Genomic DNA, 26,277 nt, shown 5'->3' on the forward strand with positions numbered 1-26,277 from the left:
CGTCCTTGTTATGTGCATAGGTAACCCCATGCTACCGTGCTTCAAGGACGAATGCCACGCGCAAAACGTGGCAATTTTCCCTTATTGATCAGATAACAAGCACATTCTTTGAGACGTTGGTTCACAAATCTGTTACCGCGCAATTCATCTTCGCGGCGCGATTCGATCATGTACAACAGATACCAATATACAGATTCGTAATCATCTTCCGGAGAGCCTCCAGAAATAGAGAGTTGCCACCATTCAAGAAACTGGTTGCGGCAGGAAAGTTTGAGATCTTCATAGGAAGCTTGCTGCAAGACATAGCGAATGACGTCTGCAGCAAAAGCCGGTGCATGTTGTCGAACATGTTCACCGGCGAGCTCATCATTGTTTTGTTCGGGATTGTCTGCAACGAGTTTTAGCATTCCCTCTCAACCTGCTACTTAATTGGTAATGAGAATCTTCTCGATAAGTATAGGTTGCTGGGGAACATCGCGCATACGAGTTTCAGGGATTGTGACGGTTTTAACCTTTGCCATTTTCTCAACGGTATTAAACCCCTCGATGACTTTGCCAAACACGGTGTAACCATAGTTGTAGCTGTTGCCATCTAAGTTACTGTTGTTTTGCAGGTTAATGTAAAACTGTCGAGTGGCAGAATCTGGCGCCTGGCGCCTTGCCATAGCGATGGTGCCACGTTCGTTACCCAATCCATTTTTGGACTCGTTAATCACTTCGCCATAGGTGCTTGGACGAGGCTGGAATTTGGCGTCGTAGCCACCGCCTTGTGCGACAAACCCTGGAATCACTCGGTGGAATTGCGTACCCACATAGCTACCGTCTTCCACATATTTCAGGAAGTTTTCGACGCTTTTCGGTGCTTTTTCTGGATAAAGCTCGAGTTTGAAGTTACCCACGCTAGTTTCAACGTTGACAACAGGGTTCGCTGCCATCGCGTTAGCTGCAAATAGTGTGGCAGCGACGAATGCTGTTTTAAAAACGGTTTTCATTAGAAGTTCTCATTCATGAAGGTCATCAGCTGTTGGTCGCGAGCAATGTCTTGCAGTACAGCTTCGAGCAGGCTATTCAAGGCCATTTCCATGTCTTCGACAGACGCACTGGTGGAACCTTCAGTGGTTGATTTGCCAGTGTAGCGTTTCACGAACTTGTTCTGACCATTATCGGCAACCAATTGGATTTGAACATTGGTGTTCATGGTGTGTGAGAACACGCTGTGCTCCACTTTCACCAGTGCATCCAGCAGATCCATGCGTAGTTTACCTTTGCTGTCGGCAACCACTTTGTAGCCTTGAGAATTCAGTTGACGGATCAGGGCATCTTCCAATACCACGCGAACGTTTGAAGTTGCCTGAATTGGCTGCACATTTTTACGGCCATTGTCTACCACTGCCACAAACTGAGCTGTGCGCAGATCTCGGCTTTCAACGGTAACAGGTTTACTTTGCGCAACGGGTACCGAAGAAATAGAAGGTTGTGGGGCAATCGTCATCTGAGGTTCGCGGGGTGACGAACAAGCACTCAGGCCCAATACCAGTCCGGAAACAAGCAGAAGTTTTTTCATGAGTTAACGCATCCCTTTAGAGTCTGGCTGTTTATATGCTTCGACAATAACAAACTTACGATTAGAAGCAATGACTTGTGCATTGCCAAAAAGACGTTTCAATTTAGTATGATAGCCGAGGTGACGGTTACCAATCACTACAATGCGTCCCTTGGGTTCAAGAACCCGTCTGGCGTCACAAAACATTTGCCACGCAATGTGGTCTGTCACTGTGTTGAGTTGATGGAATGGAGGGTTACACAGCACTAAGTCAGCGCTGTTTGGTTCGAAACCTTCCAGACAGTTGTTCACTCTGCAATTTATGCGTTCTGGTTTAATACCATGACTGAGCAAGTTTGCAGATGCTGACGCCACTGCCATGTGACTTTCGTCCACAGCTGTGATGATTGCCTGTGGATTGCGACGGGCAGCTTCCACAGAAAGTACCCCGTTCCCACAACCCAGATCGATGATGTGCTTAATCCCTTGGTCTTCAGGGATATGTTCAAGCATGAGGTAAGCGGCGATATCCAAACTTTCCGACGAAAACACGTTGGCATGGTTTTGCAATGTCATTTTGTAATCGGCAACGTCAAAAGACGTCGTTTCAACCGGCGCTGATTCAAGCTGCTTTTCTTTCTGACAGAAAATCAATCGTGCTTTTTTCTTAGCGAGCGAGGTATGGGTAGCACCAAGGTGTTTTTCAAACAGCTTAAGTGTTGAAGTGTGGATGTCTTTGGCTTTTGCACCCGCTAATACTTGAACATTCATCCGCGCAGAATGTGAAATCTGCTGGAGTTGCCAAATCAGAAAACGGGTATATTTTGGCAGCTTCATCACGATGATATCGGCATCGACTGGCAGGGGCGTTAAAGATGAAATGATATCGACGCCTTCAAGGTTATTATCTTTGAGGTTCTGCTCGGTGCTTAACTGGGCTAAATGGGAGTCGCTCACCATGGTGACACGATATCCTTTCTGAATCGCCCAGCAGCTCAATGCCCCAAAACCATCATTGAAAATCAAGATGTGTGCGTTGTCTGGTAACACACTGTTCTCAAGTTCCTCGATCAGGTATTCATCTGCTGCATCCCATGCCTGCAGGGTTTCGTTCTTCTGAATAGGATAGCGGTGGAGTGCAAACGTCTGTCCAGCAATGTCTAACGTGGTTTTCATGGCGTGTATCAGCTAGAGATAATCGAGTATATTGTCGCAGATAATATAACGAAACGGCTTGGGATGGAGAGAGAATAGGGATATATCCAAGCAACTTCGGGTTGTTTGTATACATACCCGTCAACTTTTAATTGTTGAAGACAAAAAGTTCGTAGACACGACCTATTTTAAAATTTGCGTCTAAAGTCAGAGGGAAGAATGAAAGTTCAGCAAAAAATTGAGCGTAAGCTCAACACCGCATTTTCACCGGTGCATTTGGATGTAAAAAACGAAAGTTACATGCATAACGTCCCTGAAGGCTCAGAAAGTCACTTTAAAGTGACTGTGGTCAGTGAACAGTTTGAAGGGCAACGCCTTATCGCTAGGCACCGTGCGGTAAACCAGACCCTGAGTGAAGAATTGCAAAATGATATCCATGCACTTGCAATTCATACTTATACTGAAGAAGAGTGGCGCGAATTAAATGGTCAAGCACCCGTCTCCCCGCCATGTCACGGTGGTTCGGTTTTAGACGCCGAATAGACCAATAAGTAAGGGCTGTTTCAAACAGCCCTTTTAGCGCAGAAAGGAAAATCGCTTTTGAATATCAGATGCCAAGCAACGGGACAGTGACTGTCCCAAAGTATGAGCAAATGTTAAATAAATTGGGTGTATCTAGCTGTACAAGATAACAACAGGTCCAAGTGTCAGATGTTGATTTTGTAACAATTAATCCACATCACATTTGCACCCTAAACTGTGCACCGCCTCATACTTATCGCTTACAATTGAGCATAGTTTGCTCAGTTGCTGAAAATTCAGGGTGTATCACGGTGATTGCCGTGGAATCACGACTTTGGTTAATGATAGAATCCACCGCTTGAAAACTGACCCCATGCCTTGAATTGTTGCGGGTTGGTGATGAGGAAGTTGCGAAGGTGAGCGAATGAGTCGCTCAGCTAGACAGTGGAAAGTCGTGTATTAAACTGCGCAATAACAGAATTTTTTCCCGTTAATGTAGTGCAAGTGCGTATGATTACAATAAAAAAGGGTCTGGACATCCCAATTGCCGGGACTCCAGCTCAGGTGATAAATGATGGCCCTGCCATCAAAAAAGTCGCCTTGCTTGGCGAAGAGTACGTTGGCATGCGTCCAACGATGCATGTTCGTGTTGGGGATGTAGTGAAAAAAGGTCAGGTTCTTTTTGAAGACAAGAAGAACCAAGGCGTTAAATTTACTGCTCCTGCAGCGGGTACTGTGGTTGAAGTTAACCGCGGTGCAAAACGTGTTCTTCAGTCTGTTGTCATCGAAGTAGAAGGCAACGAGCAAGTCACTTTCAACAAATACGAAGCCTCCGACATCGCAGGCCTGGATCGTCAAGTGGTCGTAGACCAACTTGTTGAGTCAGGTGTGTGGACGGCGCTCCGTACCCGCCCATTCAGCAAAACACCAGCGGTTGACGCAAGTCCTGCAGCTGTTTTTGTTACAGCGATGGACTCAAACCCTCTGGCTGCAAACGCAGAGCTGATCATTAATGAACAGCAAGAAGCTTTTGTAGCAGGTCTGGACGTGCTTTCACGCCTGACCGACGGTAAGGTGTTTGTGTGTAAAGGCGAATCCAGCCTGCCGCGTAGCAACCAAGCCAATGTGGAAGAGCAAGTGTTTAATGGTCCTCACCCAGCAGGTCTGGTTGGTACCCACATTCACTTCCTTCGCCCTGTTGGTATGGACGTGCAGGTTTGGCACCTGAACTATCAAGACGTTATCGCTTTCGGTAAGCTTTTCCTCACTGGTGAAGTTTATACAGATCGCGTCGTTTCTCTGGCAGGTCCGGTTGTTAACAACCCTCGTCTCATCCGCACGCAAATCGGTGCTTCTATCTCAGACATCACTGACAATGAGTTGATGCCTGGTGAAATCCGTCTCATTTCTGGCTCCGTACTAAGTGGTACGAACGCTGGTGGTGTTCACGGTTACCTCGGTCGCTATCACCTTCAGGTGAGCGCGCTTCGTGAAGGTCGTGAAAAAGAACTGTTTGGCTGGATTACTCCAGGTAAGAACAAGTTCTCCGTTACCCGCGCATATTTAAGCCAGTTCTTTAAAGGCCAGCTGTTCAACATGACCACTACCACAAACGGTAGTGAGCGCTCTATGGTGCCAATCGGTAACTACGAGCGTGTGATGCCTCTGGACATCGAGCCGACTCTGCTGCTGCGTGATATCTGTGCAGGTGACCTGGACAGCATGTCTCAGCTGGGCGCACTGGAACTGGATCCTGAAGATCTTGCTCTGTGTACTTTTGTTTGCCCTGGCAAGTACGATTTTGGCCCTATGCTCCGCGAGTGCCTGGATCAAATTGAGAAGGAAGGGTAAGCGATGAGCCTGAAGAATTTTCTTGAAGATATCGAGCATCACTTCGAGCCGGGTGGTAAACACGAGAAGTGGTTTGCGCTGTACGAAGCAGTAGCGACTGTTCTTTACACCCCAGGCCTAGTGACCAAACGCGGTGCGCACGTTCGTGACAGCATCGATTTGAAGCGCATCATGATCATGGTGTGGCTGGCTGTATTCCCTGCCATGTTCTTTGGCATGTACAACGCTGGTAACCAAGCCATCATGGCACTGAACTCTATGTACGGTGCAGAGCAACTGGCAGCAGTTGTTGGCGGTAACTGGCACTACTGGCTGACAGAAATGTTGGGCGGTACGCTGACACCAGATGCTGGCTGGGGCAGTAAAATGGTACTGGGTGCCACTTACTTCCTGCCTATCTACGCAACGGTATTTATCGTGGGCGGCTTCTGGGAAGTCCTGTTCTGTATGGTGCGCAAGCACGAAGTCAACGAAGGTTTCTTCGTTACTTCTATCCTGTTTGCATTGATTGTTCCGCCAACACTTCCTCTGTGGCAAGCAGCACTGGGTATTACCTTTGGTGTTGTTGTAGCAAAAGAAATTTTCGGTGGTACCGGTCGTAACTTCCTGAACCCTGCACTTGCTGGCCGTGCGTTCCTGTTCTTTGCATACCCTGCACAGATTTCAGGTGACCTGGTTTGGACTGCGGCTGATGGTTACTCAGGTGCGACAGCACTGAGCCAATGGGCTCAAGGTGGTCAAGGTGCGCTGGTTAACAACATCACAGGCCAAGCAACCTCTTGGATGGATGCATTCATTGGTAACATCCCTGGCTCAATCGGTGAAGTGTCAACGCTGGCAATCTTCATTGGTGGTGCAATGATCGTCGCGATGCGAATCGCATCTTGGCGCATCATTCTGGGTACCATGATTGGTCTTGTAGCTACAGCGACCCTGTTCAACATCATCGGCTCTGACACCAACCCAATGTTCAGCATGCCATGGCATTGGCACCTGGTTCTGGGTGGTTTCGCGTTCGGTATGATGTTCATGGCAACTGACCCAGTTTCCGCGTCGTTTACCAACAAAGCGAAATGGTGGTACGGCATCCTGATCGGTGCGATGGCAGTGATGATTCGTGTGGTTAACCCAGCGTACCCAGAGGGTATGATGCTGGCTATCCTGTTCGCGAACCTGTTTGCGCCGCTGTTCGACAACCTGGTAATCCAGGGCAACATCAAACGGAGACTGGCTCGTGTCAAGCAATAACGATAGCATTAAAAAAACGCTGACCGTAGTTATCGCGCTGAGCCTCGTGTGTTCAGTCGTGGTATCGTTCGCGGCCGTTTCTCTGCGTCCTCTGCAAGAGAAAAATGCCGTGCTGGACGTACAGCGCAACATCCTTTCTGTTGCTGGTATCGATGCGAACGGCAACATCACTGGAACCTTTGACAAGTTCATCGAACCACGTCTGGTTGACCTGAAAACAGGTGACCTCGTAGGTACTGTTGAAGAAGCGAAGGCTTTTGACCAACGCATTGCAGCGTCTGACCCATCTCAGTCAGTAAAACTGACTGCAGACAAAGATATCGCCAAGATTGGCCGCCTGTCTGACATCGCCAAGGTTTACTTGGTGAAAGACGACGCGGGTCAAACTGAGCGTCTGATCCTGCCAGTACATGGCAGTGGTCTGTGGGGCATGATGTATGCTTTCGTTGCACTGGACACAGACGGCAAGACCGTTTCTGACATCGCTTACTACCAGCACGGTGAAACTCCGGGTCTGGGTGGCGAAGTTGAAAACCCTCGCTGGCGTGCACAGTTCGAAGGCAAACTGCTGTTTGATGACAAAGGCATGCCTGCGCTGAAAGTTGTTAAAGGCGGTGCTCAACCTGGAGATGTTTACGGTGTAGACGGTCTGTCAGGTGCGACTCTGACTTCAAACGGTGTACAGCACACCTTTGACTTCTGGTTTGGTGACAACGGCTTTGGCCCATTCCTGAAGAAAGTTCAACAGGGAGAGCTGATCAATGGCTGATTCTAAAGAACTGAAAAAGAATCTTTGGTCTCCAGTACTGGATAACAACCCAATTGCCCTTCAGGTACTGGGTGTTTGTTCTGCACTGGCAGTAACCACCAAGCTGGAAACAGCGTTCGTAATGACCCTTGCGGTAGTTTTCGTAACGGCATTCTCGAACCTGTTCGTATCGCTTATTCGTAACCACATTCCAAACTCTGTGCGTATCATCGTTCAGATGGCGATCATTGCATCGCTGGTAATCGTGGTAGACCAGATCCTTAAAGCTTACGTTTACGACATCTCTAAACAGCTGTCAGTATTCGTTGGCCTGATCATCACCAACTGTATCGTTATGGGTCGTGCAGAAGCGTACGCGATGAAATCGCCGCCACTGCCATCATTCATCGACGGTATCGGTAACGGTCTGGGTTATGGTTTCGTACTGATTTCTGTTGGCTTCTTCCGCGAACTGCTGGGCTCAGGCAAGCTGTTCGGCGTATCAATTCTGCCTCTGACTTCAGAAGGTGGTTGGTACCAGCCAAACGGTCTGATGCTTCTGGCCCCATCAGCGTTCTTCCTGATCGGCTTCCTGATCTGGGTTGTGCGTTACTTCAAACCTGAACAAGTAGAAGCGAAGGAGTAAGGACGTAATGGAACATTACATTAGTCTGCTGGTTCGTTCGATTTTCATCGAAAACCTGGCACTGTCTTTCTTCCTGGGTATGTGTACTTTCCTGGCAGTATCCAAGAAAGTAAAAACCTCTTTCGGTCTAGGTGTTGCGGTAATCGTAGTACTGTCTGTGGCCGTTCCGGTTAACAACCTGATTTACAACCTGGTACTGAAAAACGGTGCGATTGTTGAAGGCGTGGATCTTAGCTTCCTGAACTTCATCACTTTCATCGGCGTTATCGCGGCACTGGTACAGATCCTGGAAATGGTTCTGGACCGCTTCTTCCCGCCGCTATACAACGCACTGGGTATCTTCCTGCCGCTGATCACAGTGAACTGTGCAATCTTCGGTGGTGTATCTTTCATGGTTCAACGTGACTACAACTTCATGGAGTCTGTGGTTTACGGTTTCGGCTCTGGTGTGGGCTGGATGCTGGCGATTGTTGCGCTGGCAGGTATCCGTGAAAAGATGAAGTACTCTGACGTACCACCTGCACTTCGTGGTCTGGGTATTACCTTCATCACTGTAGGTCTGATGGCGTTAGGCTTTATGTCTTTCTCCGGTGTTCAACTGTAAGTCGGGTAAACCGCGAATTAAGGAATAGTCAATGGACATTATTCTTGGTGTAGTGATGTTTACTCTAATCGTACTGGCGCTGGTACTGGTGATTCTGTTCGCCAAGTCCAAGCTGGTACCATCAGGTGACATCACGATCGCTGTAAACGGCGATCCAAGCCTTGCAATCACCACGCAACCAGGCGGTAAGCTTCTGAGCGCGCTGGCGGGTGCAGGTGTATTCGTATCTTCAGCTTGTGGTGGTGGTGGCTCATGTGGCCAGTGCCGTGTGAAAGTGAAATCAGGTGGTGGTGATATTCTACCTACTGAACTTGACCACATCAGCAAGGGTGAAGCACGTGAAGGTGAGCGTCTGGCCTGTCAGGTAGCAATGAAAACTGACATGGACATCGAGCTCCCTGAAGAAATCTTCGGCGTGAAGAAGTGGGAATGTTCTGTTATCTCTAACGATAACAAAGCAACCTTCATCAAAGAGCTGAAGCTTCAAATTCCAGACGGCGAGTCAGTACCGTTCCGTGCGGGTGGTTACATCCAGATCGAAGCGCCTGCTCACCACGTTAAGTACGCAGATTACGATATTCCAGAAGAATACCGTGAAGACTGGGAGAAGTTTAACCTGTTCCGTTACGAGTCCAAGGTTAACGAAGAAACCATCCGTGCATACTCAATGGCGAACTACCCAGAAGAGTTTGGCATCATCATGCTGAACGTGCGTATTGCGACGCCACCACCTAACAACCCAGACGTACCACCAGGCATCATGTCTTCGTACATCTGGTCACTGAAGGAAGGTGATAAGTGTACGATCTCTGGTCCGTTTGGTGAGTTCTTCGCGAAAGACACAGATGCAGAAATGGTATTTGTGGGCGGTGGTGCAGGTATGGCACCAATGCGTTCACACATCTTCGACCAGCTGAAGCGTCTGAAGTCTAGCCGAAAGATGTCTTTCTGGTACGGTGCGCGTTCTAAGCGTGAAATGTTCTATGTAGAAGATTTCGATGGATTGGCAGCAGAAAACGAAAACTTCGTTTGGCACTGTGCTCTGTCTGATCCTATGCCTGAAGATAACTGGGATGGCTACACTGGCTTCATCCACAACGTGCTGTTCGAGAACTATCTCAAAGATCACGAAGCGCCAGAAGATTGTGAGTACTACATGTGTGGTCCTCCAATGATGAACGCCGCTGTGATCGGCATGCTGAAAGACTTGGGTGTTGAAGACGAGAACATCCTACTGGATGACTTCGGTGGCTAATCGCCCCGCTGTCTGAAGGAGATAATGGCTGGCCTTAGGGTCAGCCATTTTGCATCTAATCAGACAGAATCATTGTTTTCTGAATGGCTTTTCAAGCTCACCAAAGTCGAAAGTGATTCTTTCTGATCCCTTTTATAATCAACTGGATGATGTAATGAAAAAATTCCTGTTGTCTGCCGGTCTCATGATCAGTGCGTTACTGGTTTTGTCCGGCTGCGAGCAAGCGCCTCAGCAAACACACCTGACAGGTTCCACCATGGGAACTTATTACTCGGTGAAATATGTTACTGATATAGAGCTTCCTGCTTCCAGCGATATTCAGGCGGAAATTGATGCACGTCTGGAGTTGGTCAACGATCAGATGTCTACGTACCGCAAGGATTCTGAACTGAGTCTGTTTAACCAGCAAAAAGGCAGTGAACCATTTACTGTTTCGAAAGACACGGCAAAAGTGGTCGCAGAAGCGATTCGTCTGAACCTGCTATCTGATGGCGCATTGGATGTCACCGTTGGCCCATTGGTTAACCTTTGGGGTTTTGGTCCTGAAGGACGTCCTGACCGTGTTCCAACCGACGAGCAGATTGAAGAGCGCCGTGCAATGACAGGGATTGAGTTCTTGTCTGTAGAGGGTAACAACCTGATCAAAACCAACCCGGGCCTATACGTCGATTTGTCATCGATTGCTAAGGGCTTTGGTGTTGATGTAGTGGCAAACTATCTGGCGTCACTGGGTATCGATAATTACTTGGTTGAGATAGGTGGTGAGCTTCAGCTAAAAGGTAAAAATGCAGAAGGGCAGCCATGGCGTATTGCCATCGAAAAGCCAACGTCTGAACAGCAAACCGTGCAGGAAATCATTGCACCGGGTGATATGGCAATCGCCACGTCAGGTGACTACCGCAACTATTTTGAAGAAAATGGTGTTCGTTACTCGCACACTATTAACCCAGCAACAGCCAAGCCAATCAACCATCGTCTTGTGTCGGTAACTGTACTGGATAAGTCTTGTATGACGGCTGATGGCCTCTCTACGGCCTTTATGGTGATGGGCCCAGATGCGGCGCTTGCATTAGCGAACCAGGAAAATATTCCTGCATTTTTCATCGTAAAGACGGATAATGGATTTAACGAAGTCGCATCGGATGCGTTCAAACCATATCTAACACGTTAAAGGTAATAAGATGTCTGTGTATCTGATAACCTTCGCGGTATTCATTCTGGTGATTACTGGTATGTCTATTGGCTTCATTATTCAGCGCAAAACGATCAGCGGAAGCTGTGGTGGTTTGGGCGCAGTGGGTATCGAGAAAGAATGTGATTGCCCTGAGCCGTGTGATGCGCGCAAGAAGCGTGAAGCTCGAGCAGCGAAGACTGAAGAGTGGAAAAAGAACCAAATCATCTAAATTGGAAAAACCGCCGAAAGGCGGTTTTTTTATGATCTCAACAGGTTTCTCCCCTGAGCTTTCGCTTCGTAAAGCTTGTCATCCGCTTCTTTCAGTAAGAGTCCGAGAGACTGGTTTCCACTCGCAAGCCCGATGCTCACAGTGTACTTGATGATTTGGTCATTATATTCGATAACTGTGCGTTCAATTTCCTGCCGAAATGCTTCCAGTTCAGCTTGAAAAACATCGCTGTTTTCCGTGCAGAGAACCACGAACTCTTCACCACCGAATCTTGCCGGAAGCGCTGAGGAAAACGCCATGTTCAGTGTCCGCCCCAGATATTTCAGTACATGGTCGCCGCCATCATGTCCGTAGGTATCATTGATGTTCTTGAAGTTATCGATATCAATCATTGCGATGCTTTTATGAGGTGCGGGATTTTCGTCGGTAAAGTTAAAGAAATATCGACGGTTCCAAAGACCGGTAAGATGGTCACGGTTAGCTAAAAAGTAGAGTTGTTCACTGGCATCCTGCATATTCAGTTGCGAATGAATGCGGCAATAAAGCTCTTCTTGGTTAAATGGCTTATTGAGAAAGTCATTGGCGCCTGCTTTGAGAAACTGCGGAATGAGGTCGGGATTATCCGACGCTGAAAGGCCTATGATCGCCAGTTCATCGCGATCGTTATTCATTCTTAGGTGCTGGGTAAGTTCAACGCCATTCATCAACGGCATGTCATTATCGGTGATAACAAGGTTTACGTTCCATACGTTATCCATCACCTCGAGAGCCTCGATACCATTTGAGGCGGTGTGAACCGTGATGTATTGACGCTCAAGAAGGTCTTTCAGAAACTGGGTGATGGCAGGAGAATCATCAACAACCAGAGCTGTCTTGTCGATGTTCTGGACTAAACGGTTTAGCAAAGGAACCAAAAAGGCGAGAGAGACCGCGCTGTCTTTCAATATGTAATCGACAATCCCTTTACCAAGAAGCTCCTCTCTGAGCTCTTTGTCCCCATTTCCTGTTAACACTATGACCCGATGCCCAGCTTCAAGCACAAGGTCAATCACTTCGCCTTTAGGGGCATCAGGCAAGCAGAAATCGAGAACCGCACTAACAAAACTAGGCTTGGTTTCCAGATAAGCTTTCGTTTCCGCGAGGCTGCCAAAGACGACGGGCTCGAATCCCGCATCTTCTAACAGAGAGGAAACGTAGCTTTGAAATGTCGGACTGTCATCGACAACCAGTACCTTGCGACTCATCATCATGTTGCGCACCTTTTTCTGGGATCTCATGTTGTCCCAAATTGGTATCAAAAGTGTCGTTTCTAATTATACGTTTAACTATAGCCCAGGGGCTGCTGACCTTTGGTGATGATTTTTGCAGCCGTTTGTGGGGATTTTATGCTTTGTTGAGGTGTATTTGCTTAGAATGACTAGGCGGCACACACCTCGTCGCGCCTAAAACGCTTATAGCGAGAACAAAATTTAACCACCAAAGGTCAACAGCCCCTAACTATCTCAAGGAAATGTAGATTGACAGAATGGTTGTATACTGTGTATATAAACAGTGTCTGATTTGAGCGAATGAGTTTATGAGAAAGATAATCCACGTCGACATGGATTGTTTTTACGCGGCAGTAGAGATGCGGGATAACCCGGCACTGCGCGACATCCCTCTTGCTATTGGTGGTTCTGAAAAGCGCCGAGGGGTGATCTCGACCTGTAATTATATTGCCCGTAAATATGGTGTTCGTTCTGCCATGGCGACGGGCCATGCCTTGAAACTTTGTCCGAATCTTACTGTGATTCGTGGGGACATGAACAAATACAAAAGCGTTTCCCGTCAAATCCGTTCTATCTTCGAGCGCTATACCGACAAAATAGAACCGCTCTCGTTAGATGAAGCATACCTGGATGTTAGTGAATGCTCACTTTTTCGAGGTTCTGCGACCATGATTGCTGAGGATGTCCGTCGTGCTATTCGAGAAGAACTTGGCTTGACTGCATCGGCGGGGATTGCACCAGTAAAATTCGTGGCTAAGGTGGCGTCTGATCTTAATAAACCCGATGGTATGTATGTCGTCACACCCGGTGAGGTCGATGACTTCGTAAAAACGCTAGCACTAGAGAAAATTCCCGGTGTCGGAAAGGTTACCTTGGCAAAGCTTCATGAGATGGGGCTATACAAAGGCGAAGACGTGCAGCAATTTGATAAGAATGCTTTGCTTAAACGGTTTGGAAAGTTTGGTCTGTCTTTATGGAAGCGTTGCCATGGCATTGATGAACGTAGTGTGGAAACAGAGCGTGTCAGAAAGTCAGTAGGCGTTGAGCGAACCTTGCCAGAGGACATTCAAACCGAAGCAGAATGCCTCGATGTTATGGCCTCACTGTTCGAAGAGATGGAAACAAGGCTTAAGCGTGTCTCGCCCAATATGGAAATTGTTCGTCAGGGTGTGAAACTCAAATTTTCAGACTTCCAGCAAACCACAGTGGAGCATCGCCAGTGGCGTTATGACAATGCGATGTTCCCTGAGTTATTACGCGAAGCATTAGCGCGTCAGCAAGGAAGGGGGGTGCGGCTGATTGGCTTATCTGTTGGTTTGAAATCTGACGATAAGAACCAGCCTTCGCAACTCAGCTTTGAGTGGTAATGGCAGGGAAAAGATAGCAAAAGAGCGCCAATTGGCGCTCTTTCTCTTTGAGTTATGCTTTTTCGGGAATGGCCTTTAGCATTGCCAGCATTTGCTCCCAGAATAGCCCCACGGTAGCAATTTCCACTTTTTCATCCGGTGAATGAGGGAACTTGATAGTCGGGCCGAAGGAGATCATATCCATGTTTGGATATGGCTCCTTGAATAAGCCACATTCAAGACCGGCGTGGATCACCATGATGTCAGGAGCATGACCATAGATGTTTTCATAGGTTTTTCTGAAAACATGCATGATTTCTGATTCTGGGTCCGGCTTCCAACCCGGGTACGCGCCAGAGAAAGTCACTTTAGCTCCAGCCAGCTCACCGGTGGATTTCAACATGCTTTCTACATAGCTGCGACCACTGTCTGCCAGTGAACGGATCAGGCAGAGTAGGGTCATCTTGTCGTCTTCAGTCGTAATCACGCCAAGGTTAAGCGAGGTTTCAACCACACCGGGAATGTCGTCGCTCATGCGAATCACGCCGTTTGGACAGGCATTGATGGTGGCGATAATACGGCTTTGTACCGAAGGCTTCAGAGCTTGCTCGGAGAGCTCGGCATCCAGAACCGATAGTGCGATGGAGGTCTCTACAGCGCCCAGTTCTTCCTTCAGCAGAGATTCAAAATGACTGAAGAGGTTCGCCAGTTTTTCTTCGTTGGCTGCAGGGACAGCAACATCTGCAAAAGCTTCGCGTGGGATGGCATTGCGAAGTGTACCGCCGCGGACCGAAAGCAGGCGAAGACCCAATTCATTCGCGTGACCAGCTAGAAAGCGGCCCAACAGCTTGTTGGCATTTGCACGGCCGGTGTGAATATCAACACCGGAGTGACCACCTTTTAGGCCTTTAATCTGAAGCGTTTTACCGACATAACCGCCGCCCAGGGTCTCGCGCTCCAAAGAGAAAGCGACAGAGGCATCCACGCCACCCGCACAACCCATGTAGATTTCGCCTTCTTGCTCAGAGTCGGTATTCAGGAGGATCTCACCTTCCAACCAACCTGCTTTCAGACCAAACGCGCCAGTCATGCCCGCTTCTTCATCAATGGTCAGCAGAACTTCCAGTGGGCCGTGCTCAATGTCTTTAGACGCAAGGACGGCAAGACATGTCGCCATACCCATACCGTTGTCTGCACCCAGAGTGGTGCCATCGGCGGTAACCCATTCCCCGTCAATGTAAGGACGGATAGGATCTGTCGTGAAATCATGGTCCGTGTTTTCGTTTTTCTGCGGCACCATATCGATATGTGCTTGCAGCACCACACCTTTGCGGTTTTCCATGCCCGCTGTGGCTGGCTTTCTGATGATCACGTTGCCGATGTCATCACGGGTTACAGAAAGGCCTTCACTGGTCGCCCAGTCAACAATGTACTGTGCCAGTTGCTCTTCATGCTTGGATGGGTGAGGGATAGAACAGATCTTATCGAAAAACTGCCACACAGGTTGTGGCGATAGTTGGCTGATTTCTGACACAGGCTTTCTCCAGAAAACTCGAAATAAAAAGGCGCTTCACAAAGCCAAGATGGCTTCTATACCCATACAACATACCATTTCCATATACAAAAACGGCACGCCACTGGGGCATGCCGTCAAACTAACAGAATTTGTAACGTAAAAGTATGCTTTGTTAAAAGCATATCTCTGAATGGCGAGTGATAGCTTACATCTTGAACTGACCGATGGCACTTTTCAGCTGAACGCCGACGGCTGACAGAGCAAGACTCTGTTCGGTCAGGTCACGACTTTGTTCAACGGTTTCCCGTCCTTTGCTAACGAGGTTGTGTAAATTAACGTTGATCTCCTCTGTAGCAGCAGCTGTTTGGCTGCATGCAGAAGCTATCGACTGTGTTACCCCTGTGATGTCCCCAACTTTAGTGTCTATCGCAGTTAATGCATGCAAGGTTAACTGGTTATGCTCGGTCGTGGCTTCGGACAGCGTCTGCGTTTTACCTAATTCTGTATTGAGCGAAGAGGCTCGGGATTGGAGTGATGTAATGATGGTTTCAATTTCATCCGTACTTTGTTGAGTGCGAATAGCCAGCGTTCTTACCTCATCGGCAACCACTGCAAATCCCCGTCCCTGATCGCCAGCTCGTGCTGCTTCAATCGCCGCATTCAATGCGAGTAGATTGGTTTGTTCAGCGATGGCACGAATCACGTCCAATACCTGGCCGACATTTTTGGAATCATCGGCCAACATATTTGCTTCGTTGGCAGCACTTTGGAGGCTATCAACCATTCCCTGCATCTGATGATGCATATTGTTCACAACCTTCTGGCCTTGTTGACATTCTTCCGCCGCCAGCTGTGCTTCCTCAGCTGCGTGTGAAGCAGAGGATGCAATCTCTTGATTGCTGGCTAGCAGCTCATTAACAGCAGCCGAAATACTGTCGATCTCTGCACTTTGCTGATTCGCCAATCTTTCAGAGTTCTCTGAAAGGCGCGCCATTTCGTCGGCGGATTTTGCCAGTGTGTCAGAGACTGGGTTGATCTCTCCAACTATGCCGCGAATTTGGTCGATAAAGCGGTTAAAGAATCGGGCTATCTGACTGAGCTCATCGCGACCAGAAGAAGATAATCTGTGTGAAAGATCGCCTTCACCGCTGGATATGTCCTTAAGCGCTTTGGCTGTTTGGGCACTTGGCGCGACGATAGATTGTCCGATAGCAGCGCTGATAAGCAGAACGATTCCGAGAATAACGGCCACACAGGTGACTAGGAACTTAAGCTCTCCAATAAAAGTGGTCTTTACATCGTCGACATAAATGCCCGTTCCCAGAATCCAGCCCCAGGGTTCGAAAAGTTTCACGTAAGATGTTTTTTGTACTGGTATCTCTGAGCCTGGTTTACTCCAAAAATAATCGACGAAACCCGCACCAGAGCGTTTTGCTGTTGCTGCCATTTCCACAAACAGGCGGTTACCAGCTTTATCTTCAAATTGGGAGAGATCCTGACCGTTCAGCTGGGGCTTGATGGGATGGAGGACCATGGCAGGTTTACTGTCGTTGATCCAGAAGTAGTTACTTTGGTCATAGCGTAAAGCAGCAATCGCATCTAACGCGGATTGTTTCGCTTCTTGCTCAGAAATATCCCCATTTTTAAATCGGTTGTAGTGGTGTTCAATCAGCGAGTGTCCGCTATCAACCAGAACCTTGGTTTCGTCTTTTTTATATTCCATCAGCGTTTGATAGTTATGACTGGCAAACAGGTAGATGGGAACAACCATGGCGCTGAGGGTGATTGCGACCAGAATGAAAACGCGGTGGCGGATTTTGATATTACGAATAGCGTCAACAAGCATCAAAGTACATTCCTATGTTGCGGCTGAAGTGGGCGAGCCCGTTTCAGCCTGTCGCCTCCCTGTACCGCTGTTTGCGGCCCTGTGGGAGCGAGTCCTTATTGTTGGTGTCTCATTTATAGTTATGATGTCTACTTTTTCAGCAAGTTGGAGGCGATTCAAGCGATTAAGACTAAATAGCTGGTTGTCTTAACATTTTTCTCAATAACACCTGAAATTGTGTGTAATTAAATTACATAAATGGCAGGTGATTGATATAAAATGTGATCCTGATCGCTTTTATGGTTGTAATAAAATAACAGATAGGCTAGTATCTCACCGTCCCTTGGATTGGGCTGTTTGCCCGGGACATGGCCATGCGCTTTCATTTGTTTATGGATAAGCCCGAAATTTATTCGTCTCCACGGAACCGAGCTTTTAACGAAGCTGCATTCTTTTCGAATTTTTTTGAGGTAATAAGCTGATGAAAGGTAGTTCAGCGTGTCACTACTGGAACCGCGGTTCTGTATACACCACGAATTTTCGGTATCCGGCGACATTCGGATACAACCGCAAGTAAGCTTACTTGTTCCCCCTGAGGGCTGAGGTCCTCAACTGTAATACCCCGCTCTAACAGATACTTTGTTTCCGCAGTTTGGAAACGCCATTTTTATCTGGCGCCACTTTTAAAGTGGCGTTTTTTTTACCTTTGGGCTGGTGAAATATTGAGCACCTCTCATTCTGTTGAGTCACTTCTTTATATATCTCTCAGATTTCAACTCAGTACATTTCTTAAGCAGCATTTCCCTCTAACATAATGTGCATAGACCCTTGAGACCTTAGGGTCGCGAAATGTCGTTTAATTCGTCAGCAATCAAGATTTTTAAACAGTTATTCACGCTGGAAATTTTGTGATGTGGCGGGTAATATTCGCGTCAAATTTTCACGCAAACGTTTGTGGAAAACGTTTGCGTCAACTTTTGCTAAATTCATACTTTCCAAGGAACCGAAAGCCATGCTTGAGCGTCTTTTTAAACTGAAAGAGCAAGGTACAGATATTAAAACCGAGGTTATTGCGGGACTGACAACATTCCTGACAATGGCTTACATCATTTTTGTAAACCCTGCGATTCTGTCTGAAACAGGCATGGATCGTGGTGCAGTCTTCGTTGCAACCTGTTTGGCGGCGGCGATTGGCTGTTTCATTATGGGTTTGGTAGCAAACTATCCTGTTGCTCAGGCACCAGGTATGGGTCTGAACGCCTTCTTCACTTATACCGTTGTTTTTCAAATGGGCTACTCATGGCAGGTCGCACTGGCTGCGGTATTCCTGTCTGGCGTGTGTTTTATCGCGCTGAGTCTGTTTAAGGTGCGTGAGTGGATTATCCATTCTATTCCGTTATCGCTGCGTACCGGTATCTCTGCCGGTATCGGTATGTTCCTCGCGCTGATTGCACTGCAAAACTCTGGCATTGTTGTCGATCATCCAGCCACTTTGGTTTCAATGGGTGACCTTTCTTCTTTTGGTCCTGCGATGGCGGCTCTGGGTTTCTTCCTAACCATTGGCCTGGTTAACCGCGGTATCAAAGGTGCAGTAATGATTGCGATTCTTATCGTGACTGCGCTGGGTGTATTGTTTGGTGAAATCCAATATGGCGGCATCATGTCTGCGCCACCAAGCATTGCGCCAACCTTCATGCAGCTAGATTTTGCCGGTGCGATGGAAGTGGGTCTGATTTCTATCGTGTTCGCGTTCCTGTTTGTTGACCTGTTTGACACAGCGGGCACCTTGGTAGGTGTGGCACAAAAAGCAGAGCTTCTGGATAAAGACGGCAAACTGCCGCGTCTGAACCGTGCGCTGTTGGCTGACAGTACGGCAACCACTGTGGGTGCGGTGCTGGGTACATCGAATACCACGTCTTACATTGAAAGTGTGTCAGGTGTTGCTGCGGGTGGCCGTACCGGTCTAACAGCCGTGACAGTAGGTATCATGTTCCTGCTGGCACTGTTCTTCTCGCCACTGGCTGGAATGGTTCCTGCGTATGCGACAGCAGGTGCGCTGTTCTACGTTGCTATTCTTATGATGTCGGGTCTGGTAAGCATTAACTGGCGCGACCTAACTGAAGCGGCACCTGTTGTGGTTGTGTGTTTGCTGATGCCGTTGACCTATTCAATTGCTCACGGTATCGGTCTGGGTTTTATCTCTTACTGCGCTATCAAAGCATTCAGCGGTAAAGGACGTGATGTGCCTATCAGTATTTGGGTTCTTGCTGCCCTGTTCTTGCTGAAATTCGTTATGTAAGACACAATACGCCGCAATCGTTTGACTGAGTTAAATTGGCGTCTAACGCCTGAGGTTTTCTAAATGAGCAACAAGTTTGTTATCACCTGGGACAACATGCAAATGTACACCCGTCAACTGGCTGAAAAACTGCTACCTGCAGATCAATGGAAAGGCATTATCGCGGTAAGCCGTGGTGGTCTGGTTCCTTCAGCGATTTTGGCGCGTGAGCTGGGTATTCGCCATGTGGATACAGTTTGCATTTCTAGCTACGACCACGATCACCAGCGTGATATGCGTGTTCTTAAGAAAGCAGACGGCGACGGCGAAGGCTTCCTGGTAGTGGACGATCTGGTTGATACTGGCGGTACTGCAGAAGTCATTCGTGAAATGTACCCGAAAGCGAAATTCGTGACTGTTTGTGCGAAGCCAGCGGGTAAACACCTGGTAGATGACTATGTCGTAGACATCCCTCAGGATTGCTGGATTGAGCAACCTTGGGACATGGGCGTAACTTTCGTTGAGCCAATCTCAAAGCGCTAATTACTAAAGAACTTGAAAAGCCCCTCTATGGGGCTTTTTTTATGACCAAATTTAGGCGTCTATCATTCAGGTGAGGTCATGGTTTTGAGCATTTTTAGGTATACAATGGTGTCAGTTCAGTTATTTAATCAAGGAGAGGTTCCGTGAGCGAAACCGAATCCGAAAACCTTTCAGTAAAACTCTTCAAACAGCATAAGCACGCCAGAGAAACATCGACCATTGTTGGGTCGGTCAATCAGTCGCCAAATGGTGTACACAATGCATTGGATGGTGACAGCGATAACAGCTGGTACCGCACACTCCGTCGTCCGCAGTGGATTTGGCAAGGTGTTGATCCGATTGATATGGAAGCCACTCTGGCGCGTATTGCGGGTTCTGATAACAATCGAAGCAATGAGACCCTTCTGGATACCGTTGTTGGCTATCGTCCTGGCAACTGGTCTTATGAATGGACACAGGGGGGCATGAAGCACCAAAAGCTGGCGCAGGACTGTGAAGAGCAGGGAAAACAAGTGGAAGCAGCTGAGCATTGGTTACGTGCTTGTACCCATTTCAGTATTGCTGCCTATCCGCACCTAAAAGGCGATCATCTGTCTTTGCAGGCAGAAGTGCTAGCGAACAAAGCATTTCATTCAGCCATCGAAAAGTCCCCATACAAAATCAAAAACGTTGTCACTAAGGTTGATGGTAAACCCCTCGAAGGTTTCTTATACCTTCCCCATACCAATGAACCTTTGCCTACCGTGATCATCAGCGGTGGTTTGGATGCATTGCAGACTGACTTATGGCGTCTGTTTGAAACCTACTTTGCACCCGCTAATATCGCCATGCTGACATTGGACATGCCGTCAGTGGGTCGTAGCAGCCATTGGTCTTTAAGCGAAGACACCAGCAAACTGCATCAGGCGATGCTGAGTGAGCTCGCCTCAGTACCTTGGGTTGATCATCATCGTGTTGGCTGTATGGGTGTGCGTTTTGGCGGTAACGCTGCGGTTCGTATGGCATTTGTCGAGCAAAACCGCATTAAGTCGTGTGTCTCCATTGGTGGTGTTCTGCATTCAATGTTGAGTGACATGCAGCGTCTCAACGCTATCCCTCCTATGTATTTGGATACCATTGCATCGCGTATGGGGAAATCACAGGCTTCAGCCTCTTTTCTCACCCAACTTCAGGCGTTGTCTCTGAAAAATCAGGGGTTACTGACCGGGCGGAAAACTAAGGTGCCGGTACTGGCAATGAGTCTTGAAGGAGATCCTGTCTGCCCAGATACAGACAATCAACTGGCCGCGCTTTACAGCTACGGTGGTAAAGCCAAGACGCTCCCCAATAAGCCACTGCATGACGGATATCACAGAATAATGACTGAGGCTGTGAAATGGTTTCAGGATACCTTGTGATCTAGATCTTCTTAACGGCGTGGGGCGTTCATTAAATGCTCAAAGCATTGCTCGATGGGACGATATATTGATCGTAGCGTGTTATACAGACATGAACTGCTGGTAAAAATACACATAATTAAAACAGGGGCTTTGCGCTAATTAGCCTCTCTTTTTGCCTATATGCAGTCGTGTTGAAACGGACTTTTTCTCGTCTTATGGGAGCTTGCTATGACCGATGAAACCAAAACACTTTCACATGGACGCCTGCTGACGCGTTTCGCACAACTGGGTCCCTATCTGCGCCAGAATAAATGCTCAGAAGAAGGTTACTTCTTCGATTGTCTTTCCGCCTGTGTCAATGCCAAAAAATCTCCTGAAAGCCGGGAGTTTTGGGGCTGGTGGATGGAAATTTCACCCAAAGAGGGTGGTTTTGAGTATGCCTATACTTTTGGCAAGTTTGACACTGTAGGCGAATGGAAAGAGGAGAATGTGCCAAATAAATCCTCTACCGAAGTGAAAGCCTCGCTAGATGCTTTTTATTCAAAAATAACTGATTTTGTCGAAGGTGAACTGGGATTGGAAATCACTGCCAAGCCTTCGCTGAAGCAGCCTAAGCTGGGCTCTGCCGCTTAAACCTCTTCTTTTGATGAATTATGTGATTGAGTTGCTTTAATCACTTGTTATCTTGGTCTGGGATTGATAAAAGAAGGGCTTAATCGCTTTTATGTTGTCAATGTCATGTCAGGCCAAGAAAACGTTTCATCTGTCTATTCTGGTGCTGGCGATACTTCTGATCGCCAGACCATTGTCGTCAAACTCGGTACCAGCGTACTGACCGGCGGCTCCAAGAAAATCGACCGCGCACACCTTGTTGAATTGGTGCGTCAATGCGCCATGCTTATCCGTCAGGGACACAAAGTCATTGTTGTCACCTCAGGTGCGATTGCTGCGGGTCGTGAACACCTCAACTATCCCGAACTTGCGCCGACCATTGCTAACAAGCAAATGCTGGCTGCGGTAGGTCAAAGCCGCCTTATCCAAGAATGGGAAAGCATGTTTGCCATTTATGGCATTAACATTGGTCAAATGCTGCTGACCCGTGCTGATTTGGATGACCGCGAGCGCTACCTCAATGCACGCGACATGCTGCAAGCACTGCTGGCAAACAACATTGTGCCTGTGGTGAATGAAAACGATGCGGTTGCGACGGCAGAAATCAAAGTCGGTGACAATGATAACCTGTCAGCACTGGTCGCGATTTTGGCGGAAGCAGACAAGCTTTTATTGCTGACTGACCAACCGGGTCTATTCACTGCTGATCCACGCAGCAATCCTGATGCAGAGCTTATTCGCGAAGTGCATACCATCGACGAGACCCTGCACAAGCTGGCTGGTGGTAGTGTCAGTGGGTTAGGTACAGGTGGTATGGCAACCAAACTGCAGGCAGCAGATGTTGCCCGCCGTGCAGGTATTGAAGTGACGATCGCAGCAGGCAGCCGTCCGGAAGTGATTCAACATTTGGTGGATGGCAAAGAAGCGGGTACGCGCTTCCTTCCATTGGAATCACCTTTGGAAAGCCGCAAACGCTGGATTCTGGCTGGGCCTCCTCCAGCGGGGAACATCATTATTGACGACGGCGCTGCGAAAGCAGTAGTTGAGCGTCACAGCAGCCTGTTATCAAAAGGTATTACTGGCGTAGAAGGTCATTTTGACCGCGGCTCGGTAGCACGCATCTGTAACCAGAATGGTAAACAGTTGGCGCGCGGTATTTGTCGCTACTCAAGCAAAGATCTCAGCGCGATCGCGGGTCGACATAGCCAGGACATTCAAGATATTCTGGGATACGCTCACGGCGCGGTCGCAGTGCACTGCGACGACTTGGTCGTTATCGATTAATCAGACTGTGGCAGAAGCTGCGGTTATTCAGGAAGAGCAATAGAGGCTGAAATGAGTCTTCAACAAATGGGACGTGCAGCGAAAGACGCTGCTTACGCACTGGCAACGGCACCAACAGCGCAAAAGAACAAAGCGCTGGCAGTCATTGCTGACGAATTGGAAGCGAACGCAGCAACTATCCTTGCTGCCAATGCAAAAGACATCGATGCGGGACGCGAAGCGGGTTTGCCCGACGCGATGCTGGATCGTCTTTTGCTGAACGAAGCGCGTCTGGCGGGTATTGCTGCTGACGTTCGCAACGTGATTTCGCTGTCTGATCCCGTCGGCAGCGAGATTGACTGCAAAGTGCTGGAAAACGGCATGACATTGAGCCGTCGCCGTGAACCCATTGGCGTGATTGGCGTGATTTATGAAGCGCGCCCGAACGTGACCATTGATATCGCTTCTTTGTGTCTGAAAACCGGCAATGCCAGCATTCTGCGTGGTGGTCGTGAAACCTTCCACTCAAACGTTGAGCTGGTGAAAGTGATTCAGACCGCGCTGGAAAAAGCCGATTTGCCAGCCGCATCTGTGCAGTACATTGAAAAGCCAGATCGCGAGCTTGTGGGTGAGCTGCTTCGCCTGGACGAGTATGTTGACATGATCATCCCTCGTGGCGGCGCTGGTCTTCACAAAATGTGTAAGGAAAACAGCACGATTCCTGTGATCATTGGCGGCTTTGGCATCAGTCACCTGTTCGTGGATAAAACTGCGGATCTCGAGCGCTCGCTGGATGTGATCATTAATTCCAAGGTTCAACGTCCTTCTGCGTGTAATGCGCTGGATACCTTGCTGGTACACGAAGCGGTTGCCGCTGAGGTGCTGCAAAAACTGACGCCACTGTTCAATGACAACAAGCTGAAAATCGTTGCCGATAAAGCATCGCTGCCATTACTGGGCGGCGTTGCAGATCTGCAGGAAGTGGCAGAAGGTGATTTTGACACCGAATGGCTGAGCTACACGTTGGGCGTGGCCGTGGTCGCCGATGTGCATGCAGCGCTCAAACATATGCGTGACCACAATGCGAGCCACTCAGATGCGATCCTGACTAACGATCTGGCTTCAGCAGAAGCTTTCATCAATGGCGCAGGTTCTGCGGCGGTATACGTGAATGCGTCTACTCGCTTCACAGACGGCGCACAGTTCGGTTTGGGTGCAGAGGTTGCGGTATCTACTCAGAAACTGCACGCACGTGGCCCAATGGGCTTGGAAGAGCTCACCACCTACAAGTGGGTCGGTAAAGCAGACTACCTGCCACGCGCTTAACCTGCGCACCGAATGAATATTGAAAGGCACGCTCAGGCGTGCCTTTTTCTTTTCTGCCAATCTCTTTGAAGGTAATCTCTCGCCAACCTTCACGATTGAAAAAGACCGCCATGGATTACACCACGCTTTCCCGCATCAGCCTGAAAAATCTCACTGTAATGCATGTGCTTTTAATGACGCACAGCGTGACACAAACGGCAGAGATCCTTTGCGTGACGCCATCAAGTGTCAGTAAGGCATTGGGGCAGCTTAAATCCGATCTGAATGACGAACTCTTTTTCCGTCGCGGCAACCAACTGATGCCGACGCAATACGCGCTCAGCATTGGTCCTGCTATCCATAACGTGCTTTCCAACATCAGCGGTATCTTTGAGCAGGGTGAATTCGCACCGGAGAGGTTTGGCGGCAGCCTGTCACTCGCCATGCGGGAAAGTACTTTTGAACTTTTCGCGCCCACGTTATGTGATATTTCCCAAAAGCTAGGCACCAATGCGCAGCTCAGTATTTCCACCAAGGAGCAATTCAGTTTCGAAGCGCTGCTCAGTGGGAAGCTGGATTTTCTCGTACTTCCTCACGATGTCAGTCAGCCACCGACGCTCAGCAAGAGCCTTGTATGGCAGACGATTTTGGAGGATGAGATGGTATGTTTGATGAACCCAAACCATCCGTTAGCTAATGTGGAATTAGACATTGATGGCTACCTGAGTTGTCGCCATATCAACGTGATAGATAAAGACTTGTCAGAACCGTATTTCGAACAAACCCTGACCCAGCACCATGGTGCGCGCCAAATAGTCATGCGCGTGGCGGACTTTGGTTCGGCAGCATCCACCTGTCACCACTCAAACTATTTGTTTACCTGCTCTAAACGTTGGGCGGAAACCGCCTTGCAGGCAAAAGGGTTGGTGGCGAAACCTCTGCCGTTTGATTATGGGCAAGTCGCGTATAGCTTGGTGTGGAATACGGTGAGCTTGAATAACCCAGCGTGTCGTTGGCTGCACAGCCAGCTTATTGCCAAAAGCTAAACGCCAGCCCAAATTGGATGGTGAGTTAGGTATAAATGGTCGGTTTCAGCATGGGGCGTTGAATGCGGGCGAACAGCAAATCGTGGAAGCGATCCATTTCCGCTTCGCTGCATTTTTCCCACTCCAGTGCCTGACCGATTACGCCATGGTGTTGAAACGCATTGAGGCGAATTTGAACCGATTCTGGCAGTTTATTGAGATACGCGCCGACGGCATCCACTTCCGTATCCAAGTCACTTTTCCCCGGAATATGAAGCAAACGCACTTCATGCAGTTTTCCCTTCTCAGCCAACAGGTCGATAGTCTCAATCACGCGGTGTTTGTCGCGGCCAATGAGCCAGCGGTGCGTCTCCGATTGCCAAGATTTTAAATCAATCATTGCGCCATCAAGGTAAGGGGCAACGCGCTCCCAACCTGCGCGTGACAAAGAACCATTGCTGTCGATAAAGCATGTCAGGTGTGACAACGCCGGATCGGCTTTTACGGCTTTGAACAGCTCGATGATGAACGGTAGTTGCAGCGTGGCTTCACCCCCTGATACGGTAATGCCGTTCAGGAAAAAGTGGTGTTGGCGAACTAAGGCCAGCATGTCGTCCAAGCTGTAGCTGACAATTTTGGGGTTGGATTTGTGAGGGCACACGTCGATGCAAAGATCGCAGTGGGTACACTTCGCGGCATCCCAAACCACTTTGCCTTCAGCACTGAATGACAGCGCATCAGCCGGGCAGGGAGCCACGCAATCGCCGCAATCGGTGCAGTGATTGATGGTATGCGGGTTGTGGCAGGTAATGCAGTCGAAATTGCAGCCCTGCAAAAAGATGACAAGGCGGTTGCCCGGTCCATCGACGCAAGAGAATGTCAGGATCCGGCTGACCAATGCGTTTGTCTTACTCGGTTTCACTGACATTCTCCGGTGGTATT

Annotated in this window: 25 protein-coding genes; 17 read left to right on the forward strand and 8 right to left on the reverse strand. The window is 48.5% G+C overall.

All coding sequences use genetic code 11. The annotated features are described in order from the left end of the window. Positions 1–41: 41 nt before the first annotated feature. The 4 genes from QL223_RS13325 to QL223_RS13340 are packed head-to-tail and all read right to left on the reverse strand — an operon-like array spanning position 42 to position 2,719. Complete coding sequence (locus QL223_RS13325) at positions 42–407, reverse strand: hypothetical protein (protein WP_002537029.1); 366 nt, start codon at positions 405–407, stop codon at positions 42–44. An 18-nt stretch (positions 408–425) separates the two neighbouring features. Next, positions 426–992 (reverse strand): peptidylprolyl isomerase, encoded by a 567-nt coding sequence (locus QL223_RS13330; RefSeq protein ID WP_281545029.1) that lies wholly within the window; start codon positions 990–992, stop codon positions 426–428. Continuing rightward, on the reverse strand, positions 992–1,564 hold the full coding sequence (locus QL223_RS13335; RefSeq protein ID WP_002537032.1) for a YajG family lipoprotein: 573 nt from the start codon (positions 1,562–1,564) through the stop codon (positions 992–994). Before QL223_RS13335 ends, QL223_RS13330 begins: the two co-directional genes overlap by 1 nt. Positions 1,565–1,567: 3 nt before the next feature. After that, positions 1,568–2,719, reverse strand: coding sequence for a methyltransferase (locus QL223_RS13340; RefSeq protein ID WP_281545030.1), 1,152 nt, complete (start codon positions 2,717–2,719; stop codon positions 1,568–1,570). Between the two features lie 198 nt (positions 2,720–2,917). Here QL223_RS13340 and bolA point away from each other — a divergent pair, with 198 nt between their 5' ends. The 9 genes from bolA to nqrM all read left to right on the forward strand — a co-directional run bounded on the left by bolA (position 2,918) and on the right by nqrM (position 10,975). Then, complete coding sequence (bolA, locus tag QL223_RS13345) at positions 2,918–3,241, forward strand: transcriptional regulator BolA (RefSeq protein ID WP_002537036.1); 324 nt, start codon at positions 2,918–2,920, stop codon at positions 3,239–3,241. Positions 3,242–3,730: 489 nt separating this feature from the next. Further along, positions 3,731–5,071: a Na(+)-translocating NADH-quinone reductase subunit A gene (locus QL223_RS13350; RefSeq protein ID WP_002537037.1), complete on the forward strand. Its 1,341-nt coding sequence runs from the start codon at positions 3,731–3,733 to the stop codon at positions 5,069–5,071. Positions 5,072–5,074: 3 nt separating this feature from the next. Continuing rightward, on the forward strand, positions 5,075–6,319 hold the full coding sequence (locus QL223_RS13355) for an NADH:ubiquinone reductase (Na(+)-transporting) subunit B (RefSeq protein WP_002537040.1): 1,245 nt from the start codon (positions 5,075–5,077) through the stop codon (positions 6,317–6,319). Next, a complete protein-coding gene (locus QL223_RS13360; protein ID WP_002537041.1) occupies positions 6,306–7,088 on the forward strand; it encodes a Na(+)-translocating NADH-quinone reductase subunit C in 783 nt (260 codons plus the stop codon). The genes QL223_RS13355 and QL223_RS13360 overlap by 14 nt, the downstream gene beginning before the upstream one ends. Further along, complete coding sequence (locus QL223_RS13365; protein WP_002537043.1) at positions 7,081–7,713, forward strand: NADH:ubiquinone reductase (Na(+)-transporting) subunit D; 633 nt, start codon at positions 7,081–7,083, stop codon at positions 7,711–7,713. The genes QL223_RS13360 and QL223_RS13365 overlap by 8 nt, the downstream gene beginning before the upstream one ends. Positions 7,714–7,720: 7 nt before the next feature. Then, positions 7,721–8,317, forward strand: coding sequence for an NADH:ubiquinone reductase (Na(+)-transporting) subunit E (nqrE, locus tag QL223_RS13370; protein ID WP_002537045.1), 597 nt, complete (start codon positions 7,721–7,723; stop codon positions 8,315–8,317). A gap of 31 nt (positions 8,318–8,348) precedes the next feature. Further along, on the forward strand, positions 8,349–9,572 hold the full coding sequence (gene nqrF, locus QL223_RS13375; protein WP_002537048.1) for an NADH:ubiquinone reductase (Na(+)-transporting) subunit F: 1,224 nt from the start codon (positions 8,349–8,351) through the stop codon (positions 9,570–9,572). Between the two features lie 154 nt (positions 9,573–9,726). Then, positions 9,727–10,743 carry an FAD:protein FMN transferase gene (locus QL223_RS13380; protein ID WP_281545031.1) on the forward strand — a complete coding sequence of 339 codons (1,017 nt, stop codon included), beginning with the start codon at positions 9,727–9,729 and terminating at the stop codon, positions 10,741–10,743. A 10-nt stretch (positions 10,744–10,753) separates the two neighbouring features. Next, positions 10,754–10,975: a (Na+)-NQR maturation NqrM gene (gene nqrM / locus QL223_RS13385; protein ID WP_002537052.1), complete on the forward strand. Its 222-nt coding sequence runs from the start codon at positions 10,754–10,756 to the stop codon at positions 10,973–10,975. 29 nt (positions 10,976–11,004) lie between these two features. Here nqrM and QL223_RS13390 read toward each other — a convergent pair whose 3' ends face one another. After that, on the reverse strand, positions 11,005–12,225 hold the full coding sequence (locus QL223_RS13390) for a response regulator (protein ID WP_002537053.1): 1,221 nt from the start codon (positions 12,223–12,225) through the stop codon (positions 11,005–11,007). 326 nt (positions 12,226–12,551) lie between these two features. On the opposite strand from QL223_RS13390, the gene dinB reads away from it, so the two are divergent. Continuing rightward, entirely contained in the window at positions 12,552–13,610 is a 1,059-nt protein-coding gene (dinB, locus tag QL223_RS13395; RefSeq protein ID WP_002542336.1) for a DNA polymerase IV, read from the forward strand. 52 nt (positions 13,611–13,662) lie between these two features. Here dinB and QL223_RS13400 read toward each other — a convergent pair whose 3' ends face one another. Both QL223_RS13400 and QL223_RS13405 read right to left on the reverse strand, forming a co-directional pair. Further along, on the reverse strand, positions 13,663–15,123 hold the full coding sequence (locus tag QL223_RS13400; protein ID WP_281545032.1) for an aminoacyl-histidine dipeptidase: 1,461 nt from the start codon (positions 15,121–15,123) through the stop codon (positions 13,663–13,665). Between the two features lie 187 nt (positions 15,124–15,310). Continuing rightward, the gene (locus QL223_RS13405) at positions 15,311–16,951 is read right to left on the reverse strand and encodes a methyl-accepting chemotaxis protein (RefSeq protein ID WP_002542333.1); all 1,641 of its coding nucleotides are present in this window, start codon (positions 16,949–16,951) and stop codon (positions 15,311–15,313) included. A 991-nt stretch (positions 16,952–17,942) separates the two neighbouring features. Here QL223_RS13405 and QL223_RS13410 point away from each other — a divergent pair. The 7 genes from QL223_RS13410 to QL223_RS13440 all read left to right on the forward strand — a co-directional run bounded on the left by QL223_RS13410 (position 17,943) and on the right by QL223_RS13440 (position 25,356). Beyond that, positions 17,943–19,229, forward strand: a complete 1,287-nt coding sequence (locus tag QL223_RS13410; protein ID WP_002542332.1) for an NCS2 family permease — start codon at positions 17,943–17,945, stop codon at positions 19,227–19,229. A 63-nt stretch (positions 19,230–19,292) separates the two neighbouring features. Next, positions 19,293–19,751, forward strand: a complete 459-nt coding sequence (gene gpt, locus QL223_RS13415) for a xanthine phosphoribosyltransferase (RefSeq protein WP_002542331.1) — start codon at positions 19,293–19,295, stop codon at positions 19,749–19,751. A 143-nt stretch (positions 19,752–19,894) separates the two neighbouring features. Then, positions 19,895–21,148 (forward strand): esterase FrsA, encoded by a 1,254-nt coding sequence (frsA, locus tag QL223_RS13420; protein WP_281545033.1) that lies wholly within the window; start codon positions 19,895–19,897, stop codon positions 21,146–21,148. Positions 21,149–21,358: 210 nt separating this feature from the next. Continuing rightward, positions 21,359–21,763, forward strand: coding sequence for a sigma factor-binding protein Crl (crl, locus tag QL223_RS13425; RefSeq protein ID WP_002542328.1), 405 nt, complete (start codon positions 21,359–21,361; stop codon positions 21,761–21,763). Positions 21,764–21,868: 105 nt separating this feature from the next. Beyond that, positions 21,869–23,026 (forward strand): glutamate 5-kinase, encoded by a 1,158-nt coding sequence (gene proB / locus QL223_RS13430; protein ID WP_046307622.1) that lies wholly within the window; start codon positions 21,869–21,871, stop codon positions 23,024–23,026. A 51-nt stretch (positions 23,027–23,077) separates the two neighbouring features. Further along, positions 23,078–24,331 (forward strand): glutamate-5-semialdehyde dehydrogenase, encoded by a 1,254-nt coding sequence (locus QL223_RS13435; RefSeq protein ID WP_281545034.1) that lies wholly within the window; start codon positions 23,078–23,080, stop codon positions 24,329–24,331. 110 nt (positions 24,332–24,441) lie between these two features. Then, positions 24,442–25,356: a LysR family transcriptional regulator gene (locus tag QL223_RS13440; RefSeq protein ID WP_281545035.1), complete on the forward strand. Its 915-nt coding sequence runs from the start codon at positions 24,442–24,444 to the stop codon at positions 25,354–25,356. A 25-nt stretch (positions 25,357–25,381) separates the two neighbouring features. On the opposite strand, the gene QL223_RS13445 is transcribed toward QL223_RS13440, so the two are convergent. Continuing rightward, positions 25,382–26,263 carry a YjjW family glycine radical enzyme activase gene (locus tag QL223_RS13445; protein WP_281545036.1) on the reverse strand — a complete coding sequence of 294 codons (882 nt, stop codon included), beginning with the start codon at positions 26,261–26,263 and terminating at the stop codon, positions 25,382–25,384. Positions 26,264–26,277 lie beyond the last annotated feature (14 nt).

The organism is Grimontia sp. SpTr1, from assembly GCF_947387585.1.
In the GTDB taxonomy this organism is placed as follows: domain Bacteria; phylum Pseudomonadota; class Gammaproteobacteria; order Enterobacterales; family Vibrionaceae; genus Enterovibrio; species Enterovibrio indicus.